Annotated in this window: 3 protein-coding genes; all 3 read left to right on the top strand. The window is 31.5% G+C overall.

The window, feature by feature from the left end:
* The first annotated feature begins 58 nt into the window (after positions 1–58).
* Positions 59–1051, top strand: a complete 993-nt coding sequence (locus VLM92_RS14805; protein ID WP_325277093.1) for a hypothetical protein — start codon at positions 59–61, stop codon at positions 1049–1051.
* Positions 1052–1060: 9 nt separating this feature from the next.
* Complete coding sequence (locus VLM92_RS14810) at positions 1061–1864, top strand: recombinase RecT (RefSeq protein WP_325277094.1); 804 nt, start codon at positions 1061–1063, stop codon at positions 1862–1864.
* Between the two features lie 266 nt (positions 1865–2130).
* A partial coding sequence (locus VLM92_RS14815; RefSeq protein ID WP_325277095.1) for a hypothetical protein occupies positions 2131–2417 on the top strand: 287 nt, incomplete at its 3' end.

A 2417-nucleotide genomic window follows, 5' to 3' on the forward strand; every position in this document is an offset into this window, starting at 1 on the left:
CGTTTTAAGTTAAAAATGTTAATAAAATCGTTCGATTTAGAAATAATAAAACTTAGTTATGAGTGAATTTGAACATAAAGATGAAATAATTAGTTCAAGAATAGGCTTTTTAGGTGGTTCAGATGGTAATATTCTCTCCAAAGTTTACGCTTTGGGGAGTATTCCCGATAGTGCGAAAGAACGTCTTGCCATTGTTAAAGGGCTAAAAGAAAGTAGGGATGGATTTACCACCGATGCAATGATGATTGGGAATAAAGTTGAAAGTTTAATCTTCCAATTACTTCACACCCAAGATAATAGGTGGCAATCTAATCCGAGAATAGAGAGCAAAAAATATAAGTTTAAGAATGTTGGCTTATTGGTGCATATAGACTATATGTTGATTGATGAGGATAAGAAAATATTAACTTGGGTTGAGAATAAATGTACTAATAAAGATTTAAAAACCGCAAGAACAACTTATAAGAATCAGCTATTCATTGAGAACTTGTTAGGTAAGGAATATGCCGAAAGTTTAGGTAGAGATTGGAAATTTAAACTTATGCTATCTCATTATCCAAGCGTAGATTTTGATGGTGATATAGACCCAAGTAAAATAGAAACTGAAATTATACGTTTTAATAAACCTTTATTTAATGTATCTCAAGCAATGTCTATAATAAATGATTATCTTGAAACATTAGATGAATATACGGAGCGAGATATAGTACCTATGGAAAGCTCAATGCTGCCACAACACATACAAGATAAAATATCATTATGCAAAGAACTATGGGATTTTCAAAATAGCGAATCTTATATTAAGCTAAAAGCTATGGAGGATGCAGAGAAAGAATTAAAGTCTTATCTCTATGATGTTATGGTTAAAAAGAATATTAAGGAACGTATTAATTTAGTTGACTTAGGTAAGTATATTAAGCTAAAGGATAGCTATGAAAAAGTTACCTTTGATACAAATGCGTTTAAAGAGGAACATAAAAACTTGTATAAGAAATATACTAAGAAAAGTGTTGTTAAGGGTAGTGTTATTGTTGGAAATTTAAAAGATTAATAAAATATTATGAGTACAGAAAAGAAAACAGGATTGCAGAAGTTCAACTCAATGGTTGAAAATGGTAGAACACAAGAGTATTTAAATAATGTATTAGGCGAAAAGAAACAAACGTTTGTAAGTAATATGGTTGCTTTGGTATCAAGCAATAAAGCATTAGCCGATTGCGACCCAAGTACAGTTATGTTTTGTTGTCTTAAAGCAAGTGCGTTATCTTTACCACTTGAACCATCATTAGGTATGTGTTATGTACTACCTTACAATGATAGGAAAAATGGTACACAAGTTGCTCAATTCCAATTAGGCGCAAAAGCATACGTTCAATTAGCGTTGAGAAGTGGGCAATTTAAGAAGATTAATGTAAGAGATGTTCGTGAGGGCGAAATTATAGGTGAGGATTTTGCAAGTGGTGAATTGCAATTTAAAAAGTTAGACAAGGATAGAGATAAAGCTCCCGTTGTAGGTGTAGTTGCCATGTTTGAACTTATGAATGGATTTAGCAAGCAATTGTATATGTCCGTTGAGGAACTTGAGGCGCATGGTAAGAAATATAGCCAAATGTATAGACGTAATTTAGGCTTGTGGTCTGACAAAGATAGTAAGATTGCAATGTATGAAAAGACTTGTATCAAACGTTTGTTATCTAAGTATGCTCCACTATCTATCGAAATGATGGATGCTATTAAATCTGATAGTGCTGTATTGAAAGATAATGAGGTACGTTATATTGATAACGAGGAAGATGCGATTGATTTATCTAAAGCTGCCGAAACAAGTGCTAAATTTACTGATTATGAAGATGTTACAGAATAATTTTCATTTTTATGAAAAATAATTGCTAAAATATTTGCATAATTGAAAAAAAAGTATTATATTTGCAGAGTAAGTTTTCATATGATATATGATTTAATTGACTTGGCTACCTATGGATTGTGAAATTAGTAGGTAGTAAATTGGAGAATAAAACAGAAAGGTTCTGTAACCGCCTGCTAAGCGTGTTGTTCGATAAAACGAATTTGTTTCGAGTACAATGTTCTCCGCAATGCCGATATTGGCAGAATATATAAATATATAAATAAATGTACACATTAAGAATTATTCAGTTAACTGAAAAAGAAGGATTCCCAACAGAGGAAATTGTAGAATGTCATGAGTTAGGCGATGCCTACACTAAATTAGTAAAAGGTAAAACATCAGAATTTGATGAAATTATGGATTCAGAGTTTCAAGGTTATGATGTAACGCAAATTAGAGCGTTGATAAAGGGTAATAACGATAAATCGTTCTTTATTTTAGATAATTCAAGATATAAGGATGTAGCTTACTACTATTATATCATGACTGATGGCGGTAAAACTTTAGAAAA

Origin of the sequence: Romboutsia sp., from assembly GCF_035470145.1 — a bacterium.
Lineage (GTDB): Bacteria > Bacillota > Clostridia > Peptostreptococcales > Peptostreptococcaceae > Romboutsia_D.